We start from the raw sequence: 8,437 nt of genomic DNA on the forward strand, positions 1-8,437 counted from the left end.
CCCCGCGCAGGTTGGGGATGGGATGCAGCTCGGCACGCGAGTCGTAGGTGATGATTGCCACCTGATCGAAGCCCTGATACATGCGCGAAATAAGTGCATCGGCGGCGTTCTTGGCGTGCCACATCGGCAGGCAGGCGCCGGCCGGCGGCGGGGCGGCACGGTTGGCCGGCGGCGTGCGGGTGAACGGGTTGCAGGTGGAATCCGGGTCATAATCGTCGGGGATGAAGCCGGCTGTATCGCTGGCCATGGATTCGGAAATATCCAGCACGATCACCAGATCCACCGCCGCCGCTTCGGCAATGGCGTTGGTGGTCAGGTTGACCGGCCCAAACCCCATCAGGCCGAGGAAATACAGCGGGGCACGCTGGGTAGCTTCCACCCACACCAGCTTGCGGGGTGATTGCCCGGCAGAAGTATCCGGGCAGCGGGCATAAAACTCAGCCGGCAGGTTGCCATCGCGGTTCGAATCGCCGTCCGCATCGCAGATGAAGACCTGCAGATCGAGTGTGGAGGTATCCACATTGTGCAAAATCAACACCTCTTCGGTGGCAGCCGTCATGCTCGCCAGATTTTCACCGCGTTTGAAGGTGTTGGCAGCCGCCACCGCCCCGGCATCCACAGCGCGCTTGAGATGACCGTAGGTAACATACAGCGAACCGGCATCAATCGCCAGCCCGATAAAGAAGAGCAGCACCAGAAAGGCCACCGCAAAGATGACCAGAATCTGTCCTTGCGAAGCCGATGGTCGGCCAGACTCAGGGCTTGGGAGTGGGCGTGGGCTGCGCCGCGGGGAGGGACATGAGGGTGTAGGCATGGATTCTGAGCGGATTTGGAATAAATTGGGTGAAAAGCGGGAGGTTGAGTACTTGTTCATAGCAGTAGTAGAACTCGACGGCTACAAAACCTTTGCTGGCCGGCCCAAGCGTATCATTGAGGGCATTGATGACCCGGTCACGGGTGTAATAAGGCTGGCTGCGGACAACGTTTCCGCGGCAATCGGTGCGCCAGTTGCCGTTGTGATTGGTGTCCTCATCGTGATCGGAAAGCGCCCAGTAGCCGGTATTCGGCCAGACATCATCGCGCGGCCAGACATGCGTGACCGTGCGGTTGGAAACGGTGTACACCGAGATGACCACATCATCGGTGGCCGGGTTGAAGGTGACATACGGATTCAAGCCATTGCAGAAGGGGTCATTTGTCCGGCAGGTGTCACTGCCGGCCGGCGGCGAGAAGATGCAGGCGGTGGTGTAGTAAAAGTGGAAGTAATTGGGATCGCTGCAGGTCATGCAGCGTTCGTTGATGTTGTAATAATCCACCCCCACCGGACGGGCCGGGTTTTGCGGGCCATTGCAGTTTTGACCGGACGGCCAGACGGAAGGCGGGGAATACTGGAAGGGATCGCGTACCGAGGCAAAACGGGCTGCCTCGCGGGTCAGGTCAAGAATGTCCAGATAACGGCCAATGAAAATGGCCACTTCCACCAGACCCAGCAGCATGATCAGCAAGACCGGCAGCACCAGCGCCAATTCAACGAAGGATTGAGCGCGCCCATCCCGCCAGACAGGATGACGGCGGAAGCGCCGGAACGGCTTTTGGATGGTTTGCAAGATTTGGAACATACGCCACCTGTGCTCAGCAGCAGAAAGAAACGATTTCTGCTGTTTTTACAATAAGACAACGCGGTATAAAAGTCAATAGTTTTTGGTTTGTTTTTGGTGTTTTGTCATTCACCATACACCTTTTTGTAACCATTTTTAGACAATTCAGCCAACGCACACGACTTCTGACCGCCTTTTGAGTATAGCGCAGGCTGAGCCAAAAATCCGGCTCTGAAAGGCAACTGTAAAGCGGTTGTAACCTGTTTGTAAAGCCAGTGTCATCAAAATCGGACATTTCCCTCTGCACAAAGGTGCAGATTCAATGCCAGAATTTGCACTTTTTGACAGATTGACGGCCGTCCTTTCCTGCTCTAAACTGTTCACGGAATAGAACAATCATTCTATATTAACGGGAGGGAAGATGAGCCGAACCGTCAGTCCATCCAAACGGCCGCGCAACGGCGGCAAACTGAGCGAGGAAATTCGCATGATGCGCCTGCTGATTCGGCGCGCCCAATCCCTGGCCGATGACGGCATTTCACTGGGTGAACTGCTTTCGGTGCTGCACACGGTTTCGCGCGCCTGTGCCAGTCTGGCGACCCTGCTGAAAACCGAGCAGTCGCTCAGCGAGCAGGAATCCAGCGGCGATCTGGTGCGGGCCGCACTGGAGGAAATCCGCACCGAAATGGAAGCCAACGGCATCCATTCGCTGCTCAGCGAAGGGCAGGATTGATTCTCTCCCGGCCGGGCGGGCTGAGTTGCGGACGATATTGACCGCCGGACGGCATCCCCTCACGGAGCGGCGCCTGCCGCCGGCCCCCTTCTCGGCCCGCCCCATCCCTGTTTTCAAAGGAGGTGTATGAATTCCAACAAAAACGATGCTCTGGTCATCACCCTGCGCGAAGCCCTGCAAGACCCGCTGCTGTATGCGCGCGCCTTCGGCAAAATCCGTCTGCGCTCCTATCAGAGCGCGGTCATCCGCGCCATTGCCCGCTCGGTGCTGTACCGGCAGGGGTTGACCTTTGTGGTCATGTTCCCGCGCCAGTCCGGCAAAAACGAGGTACAGGCGCAGCTGGAGGCTTACCTGCTGACCTGTTTGCAGGACTGCGAAGCCGAAATGGTCAAAATCTCCCCCACCTGGAAGCCGCAGTCCCTGAACGCCATGCGCCGACTGCAGCGCGTACTGGAACGCAACAGCCTGCTGCGCGGGCGCTGGGTCAAGGAAAACGGCTACATCTACCGGGTTGGCAAGGCGCGCATGTTCTTTCTGAGCGGCGAACCGCACAGCAACATCGTTGGCGCAACCGCCAGCGCATTGCTGGAAGTGGACGAAGCCCAGGATGTTGAAATCGAAAAATACGACAAAGAAATTGCTCCCATGGCAGCCTCCACCAATGCCACCCGCGTATTCTGGGGCACGGCGTGGACCAGTCAGACCCTGCTGGCGCGCGAACTGCGCCTGGCACGCCTCGCTCAGCAGCAGGACGGCGTGCAGCGCTTATTCATTGCCGGCGCCGATCAGGTGGCTGCCGAAGTACCCGCCTACGCCCGATTCGTTGCCGAACAGGTGGCGCGGCTGGGCCGGCAGCACCCGTTCGTGCGCAGCCAGTATTACAGCGAGGAAATTGACGGGCAGGGCGGGCTGTTCTCACCCCAGCGCCGGGCGCGCATGGCGGGCAACCACCCCCTGCTGAATCAGCCGCAAGCCGGGCAGACTTACGCCTTTTTGCTGGATGTGGCCGGCATGGAGGAAAACCCCGCTTCGGCGGTTGCAATGAGCGAAGGACTGCCCAACTCCTCGCGGGATGCCACCGCCCTGACGATTGTTGCCGTGGACGGCAGCACCTGCGCCGACCCCATTCTGCGCGCACCGACCTACCGCTGTGTGCAGCGCCGCCTGTGGGTGGGCGTGCGTCACAGCGACCTTTATGCCGAGCTGCGCGCGCTGGCCGAAACCTGGCGTCCTTTCCGGCTGGTGGTGGACGCTACCGGCGTAGGCGCCGGGCTGGCGGACTTCCTCAGCCGCGCCCTGCCCGGACGGGTGATGCCCTTCACCTTTACGGCAGCCAGCAAGAGCAAACTGGGCTGGGATTTTCTGGCGCTGGTGGAAAGCGGACGCTGGAAGGAAGCCGCCGATGCCGCCGATGACGAACTGGGTCGGTTGTTTGCCCGCCAGCTGGAATTGTGCCAGTACGAAATTCTGCCCGGACCCGAAAAGCGAATGCGCTGGGGCGTGCCGGACGGCAGCCGCGACCCGCTCACCGGCCAGCCGGCGCATGACGACCTGCTCATCTCCGCCGCCTTGTGCGCCGTGCTGGATGATCAACCCCTGCCGTCCGGCGGAGAAACGCTGATCGTGCCGGGGCGCGACCCACTGGGCGATTTGGACCGCGGTTTTTGAAAAAAATCCACGCTTCGAACGAGGTGAATATGAAAGAAACCCTGTGGCAAGGACTGAAACGCCGCCTGCTGGCGGATGAGGTGCGCCGTCAGGTACGGGCAGCCCTGCAAACCGAAACCGACCAGACCTTCACGCTGGGGGCGCACACGGCAGCCGCCGCCGTCCACGAACGGCCGTTTTCCGAACGGCGCGAAGCGCTGCGGCAGGCACTGGAAGCCTGGCGGGTCAACCCGCTGGCGCGGCGCATTGTCGAACTGACCACCCAGTATGTGGTGGGCGGCGGAATCACCTTTACCTGCGAGCACCCGGCCACCAGCCGCTTTTTACACGAATTGTGGCAGCACCCGCTCAACCAGATGAGCCTGCGCCTGCCCGAATGGTGCGATGAACTGACCCGCAGCGGCAATCTCTTCATCCTGATTTCGACCGACCCGGGCGGGATGAGTTACTTCCGCGCCGTGCCGGCCGGGCAGATTGACGAAATCCGCACGCGCCCCAACGATGTGGATCAACCACTGGAGTACCTGCCCGCCCCCGCCCTGGACGGGCGCGAGTCACCCGCCTGGCAGGCCTACCATCCGCTGGAAGACTGCCCCCAAGCGGACGGCAGTTTTCGGCCCGTGATGCGCCATTACGCCATCAACCGCCCGGTCGGCTGCGTGTGGGGCGAATCCGACCTGCTGCCGGTGCTGCGCTGGCTGAGCCGCTACGCCAACTGGCTGGAAGACCGCGCCCGCCTCAACCGCTACCGCACGGCTTTCCTTTATATAGTCCGTTCACGCTTCACCAGCGAGGGTGAACGGCTGGCGCGCCAGCAGCGGCTGAATGCTCAACCACCCGCCCCCGGTTCGATTCTGGTTGCCGACGAAAACGAAAGCTGGGAGGTGATTCAACCCCATCTGGAAGCGGATGACGCCAACACCGACGGCCTGGCCATCAAGAAAATGATTGCCGCCGGCACGGGTCTGCCGCTGCACTTCCTTGCCGAGCCGGAATCCAGCACGCGCACCACCGCCGAAGCCGCCGGCGGCCCCACCTACCGCCGCTTTGAACAGCGTCAGGCGTTCTTCCTCCAGGTGGTGGGCGATCTGCTGGGGATTGCGGTGCTCCGCCGCGCGCTGGCGCAGGGCAGCCGCCCCGGCGGCGGGCGGGTCAACCCGCACGCCCGCATCCGTGTGCACGGCGGCGATCTTTCGGCGCGCGACAATGTGGCGCTGGGGCTGGCCGGCAACCACATCCTGGCGGTTGTGACTCAACTGCGCGACCGCGGACTGATTGACGACCCCGAATTGCTGCGCGTGGCGTACCGTTTCATCGGCGAAACGGCGCAGGTCGAAGAACTGCTGCAGCGCGGCAGAGCCGCCCCGCCCAGCGGGGTTGCACCGCGCGGAGCAGGCGGTTTTCCGCCGGGCAAGGTAGATTTGCTCAGCGGCGAAGCCAAAGGCGGGGGGCTGACATGAACGCGCCAACTGTTCCAAGCATTGCCGAATCGGGGCCGGTAGATTGCGCCGCCCGCGTTCAACTGAACGCCGAAGCGCTGGGCGAATTTGAAATCCTGGCGATCAGCGCCGGAGAAGGTAACGGCTGGGTGTTCGGCGCCGAGGTACTGCGTCAGTCGCTGCCTTTGTGGGACGGGCGCGAGTGTTACCTCGACCATCATCCCGCCCAGCCCAGCCTGCGCGATCTGGCGGGCGTGGTGTATGACCCGCAGTGGGACGAACAGCGCCAGGGCATCCGCCTGCGGCTCAAACCGCTGGGGCCGGCCGCCGGGCTGCTGCGCGCCCTGGGCAGCGCCATGCTGCAAGCAACCGTCCGGCCGCAGGTGGGCTTTTCGGCAGATTTGCTGTTCACCGCCCGCGGCCGCGAGGTGGAGCGCATCCTGCGCGTCCTGTCGGTGGACTGTGTCATCCAACCGGCGCGCGGCGGGACATTTCTGCGCGCCCTCAATCAACAATTTCAACCCTTCCTTTTCAACCCTTTTTCACGCGATGGAGGAAACCTGATGAACGAACAATCCCTTACCCCATCTTCAGCCGCCGGCGAAAGCGCACCAGCCCCGGCCGCGAGCAAGACGGATGTGCTGGAAGGCGAATTGTGCCGCCTGCTGCTGGAACAATCGTTGGCGGCGGCGCACCTGCCCGCGCCGGCTGCCGAAAGCATCCGCCGCCAGTTCAGCGGGCGGGTGTTTGAAGCCGCCGACCTGCAGCGCGCCATCGAGGACACCCGCCGGATGGTGCATCAGCTGACCGCCGGACAGTGGGTGCAGGGTCCGCCGCGCATCGAAGCCGTGCACTCGCCGGAGGACGAGTTGAACGCCGCCGTGCATGACCTGCTGGGCATCCCCAAACCCAAAGAACTGGCCGGCCTGCAAGCCGCCCGGCTGAGCGGCATCCGCGAGCTGTACACCCTGCTGACCGGTGACTATGACTTCTACGGCGGTTACTACCCGGAACGCGTGCGCCTGGCGACCACGGCAACCCTGCCGGGTTTGCTGAAAGACGCCCTCAACAAACTGGTGCTGAGCGGTTGGGAAGAACTGGGGCGCAGCGGTTACCGCTGGTGGGAGCCGATTGTCAGCGTTGAGCATTTTTCCAGCCTGCACCCGATTACCGGCGTGCTGGTGGGCGAGGTGAGCGTACTGCCCGGCGTTGCCGAAGGAGCCGCCTACAACGAACTGGCGATCCGCGATTCGGCCGAAGTGGGCGAGTGGGGCAAATACGGCGGTTATGTGGCGCTCACCCTGGAGATGTTCGAGCGCGACGAAACCCACAAATTGCGCCAGTACCCGCGCAAACTGGCCTCAGCCGCCCTGCGGCGCATCTCGGCGCTGGTGGGCAGCGTCTTCACCGCCAATAACGGGGTCGGCCCGCAAATGGCGGATGGCAGCGCGGTGTTTCATGCCGCCAATCACCGCAATTTAGGCACCGCTGCCCTTTCCAGCGAAGCGTGGGAAGCCGCCAGCAAAGCCATTTACGAACAGCCCATGCTGGTGGCCGAAGGCGGCAGCGCTCCCAAACTGGCGCTGGATGCGCGTTACCTGATTGTGCCGCGCGCCCTGCGCCTGACCGCCATGCGCATCCTCTACCCATCCTTTGAGCGCGAAGCCAACATCTTTTCGGAAAATCTTCAGCGCGGCGAAATGGGGGATGTGATCACCTGTCCGGAATTCAACGACCCGAACGACTGGGCCGCCGCTGCCGACCCGCGCCTCGCCCCCGCCATCATCCTCGGCGAACGCTTCGGCCTGCTGCCGGAAATCTTCATCGCCGACCGCGAAACCAGCGGGGCGTTGTTCACCCATGACGAAATCCGCATGAAGGTGCGCCACTGGGTGAGCGTGTTCGTTGCCGATTACCGCCCGCTTTACAAAGCCAACGTGGCCTGACCATGAACGAGCCAATGGCTGAACCCCGACCCCTCACGCCGCCGGATGAACGCGCCCTCGGTGTGGATGTCTCCCACTGGAACGACTTTGTGGACTTTGGGACGCTGAGCGCTGCAGGTGTGGCTTTTGCGGTGGTCAAGATCAGCCAGGGCAGCCAGTTGCGCGACGGGCGGCGCAGCCAGCACCTCAACGCCGCCCGCCGCGCCGGCCTGCTGACCGGCGGTTACCACTGGTGCGACCCGACCAACGACCCCGCCCGGCAGGTGGAAAACTTCCTGCGCGCCGGCGATGACCTGCCGCTGGACTTCTGCGCGGTGGATGTCGAGCAGCACTGGCGCGATTGGGATGAGTGGGTCAGCCGCAAAATTACCCGCGTTTTGCCGCCCGCCGAGATCAGCCGCTGCGCCCGGCTGGTTGCCGAAGGCATTGCCCGCCGCACCGCCAAACCCACCCTGATCTACACCCGCACCACCTTTGTGCAGGCTTATGCCGCCCCGATGCTGGACTGGCTGGCGGAGTGGGAGGTCTGGCTGGCGCAGTACCCCTACCCGCGCGGCAAGTTAACCGTGGACTGGCAAACCCTGCGCGGTGAGCACCTGCCGCGCACCTTCAGCGTTGCGCTGCCGCGCGGTGTAAAAAACTGGCGCATGTGGCAGTTCAGCGGCGACCGCTTCATCCTGCCGGGCGGCGGCGGGCAGCCGCTCGACCTGAACTGGTTCAACGGCAGCCTGAGCGACCTGCGTGCCTGGTGCGGTCAAACAGCCGTGTCCGGCGCGCCGCCCAAACTCTCACTGGAGGAGATGGTGCGCCGTTTGTGGGCCGCCCACCCCGATTTGCACCTTGAAAAGTGATTTTTACGGCGCGCTGTCGCTCGCTCAAATGGACATGCCCGGGTTAACGTCACTCCGAGCGCAGCGAGGAGTCTCCCTCAAGGAAGGGAGATTGCCGCGCTCGCTGTCGCTCGCTCAAAAGGACATGGGGCTGTTCATGGCACTCCAAGCGCAGCCAAACTCACCACTGCTAACCGGAATCACCCCTTCCATCCTCCCCCAA

8 protein-coding genes are annotated in these 8,437 nt (G+C 62.9%); 5 read left to right on the forward strand and 3 right to left on the reverse strand.

Features of this window, described 5'->3' with window-relative positions; all coding sequences use genetic code 11:
• The 3 genes from ACWIZX_RS05805 to ACWIZX_RS05815 form a co-directional block, all read right to left on the reverse strand.
• Window positions 1-814, reverse strand: an 814-nt coding sequence (locus ACWIZX_RS05805) for a pilus assembly protein TadG-related protein (protein WP_448335112.1), incomplete at its 3' end; no start/stop codon positions are given.
• Window positions 756-1,619 carry a TadE/TadG family type IV pilus assembly protein gene (locus ACWIZX_RS05810; RefSeq protein ID WP_322793052.1) on the reverse strand — a complete coding sequence of 288 codons (864 nt, stop codon included), beginning with the start codon at window positions 1,617-1,619 and terminating at the stop codon, window positions 756-758. The genes ACWIZX_RS05810 and ACWIZX_RS05805, both read right to left, overlap by 59 nt.
• Window positions 1,620-1,632: 13 nt before the next feature.
• Window positions 1,633-1,893, reverse strand: coding sequence for a hypothetical protein (locus ACWIZX_RS05815; protein WP_448335113.1), 261 nt, complete (start codon window positions 1,891-1,893; stop codon window positions 1,633-1,635).
• 126 nt (window positions 1,894-2,019) lie between these two features.
• Here ACWIZX_RS05815 and ACWIZX_RS05820 point away from each other — a divergent pair, with 126 nt between their 5' ends.
• From ACWIZX_RS05820 to ACWIZX_RS05840, 5 genes are all read left to right on the forward strand, one after another.
• Entirely contained in the window at window positions 2,020-2,331 is a 312-nt protein-coding gene (locus ACWIZX_RS05820) for a hypothetical protein (protein ID WP_322793050.1), read from the forward strand.
• A 126-nt stretch (window positions 2,332-2,457) separates the two neighbouring features.
• Window positions 2,458-3,999 carry a hypothetical protein gene (locus tag ACWIZX_RS05825; protein WP_448335114.1) on the forward strand — a complete coding sequence of 514 codons (1,542 nt, stop codon included), beginning with the start codon at window positions 2,458-2,460 and terminating at the stop codon, window positions 3,997-3,999.
• A 29-nt stretch (window positions 4,000-4,028) separates the two neighbouring features.
• Window positions 4,029-5,459, forward strand: a complete 1,431-nt coding sequence (locus ACWIZX_RS05830) for a hypothetical protein (RefSeq protein WP_448335115.1) — start codon at window positions 4,029-4,031, stop codon at window positions 5,457-5,459.
• The gene (locus ACWIZX_RS05835; protein ID WP_448335116.1) at window positions 5,456-7,384 is read left to right on the forward strand and encodes a phage major capsid protein; all 1,929 of its coding nucleotides are present in this window, start codon (window positions 5,456-5,458) and stop codon (window positions 7,382-7,384) included. The genes ACWIZX_RS05830 and ACWIZX_RS05835 overlap by 4 nt, the downstream gene beginning before the upstream one ends.
• A 14-nt stretch (window positions 7,385-7,398) precedes the next feature.
• Entirely contained in the window at window positions 7,399-8,235 is an 837-nt protein-coding gene (locus tag ACWIZX_RS05840) for a glycoside hydrolase family 25 protein (RefSeq protein WP_448335117.1), read from the forward strand.
• The last annotated feature ends 202 nt before the right edge of the window (window positions 8,236-8,437 follow it).

This window comes from Bellilinea sp., assembly GCF_053501535.1.

Coding starts and splice junctions, on each gene's coding strand:
- ACWIZX_RS05825 (WP_448335114.1), top strand. CDS start 2,458: ATGAATTCCAACAAAAACGATGCTCTGGTCATCACCCTGCGCGAAGCC.
- ACWIZX_RS05840 (WP_448335117.1), top strand. CDS start 7,399: ATGGCTGAACCCCGACCCCTCACGCCGCCGGATGAACGCGCCCTCGGT.
- ACWIZX_RS05820 (WP_322793050.1), top strand. CDS start 2,020: ATGAGCCGAACCGTCAGTCCATCCAAACGGCCGCGCAACGGCGGCAAA.
- ACWIZX_RS05810 (WP_322793052.1), bottom strand. CDS start 1,619: ATGTTCCAAATCTTGCAAACCATCCAAAAGCCGTTCCGGCGCTTCCGC.
- ACWIZX_RS05815 (WP_448335113.1), bottom strand. CDS start 1,893: ATGTCCGATTTTGATGACACTGGCTTTACAAACAGGTTACAACCGCTT.
- ACWIZX_RS05835 (WP_448335116.1), top strand. CDS start 5,456: ATGAACGCGCCAACTGTTCCAAGCATTGCCGAATCGGGGCCGGTAGAT.
- ACWIZX_RS05830 (WP_448335115.1), top strand. CDS start 4,029: ATGAAAGAAACCCTGTGGCAAGGACTGAAACGCCGCCTGCTGGCGGAT.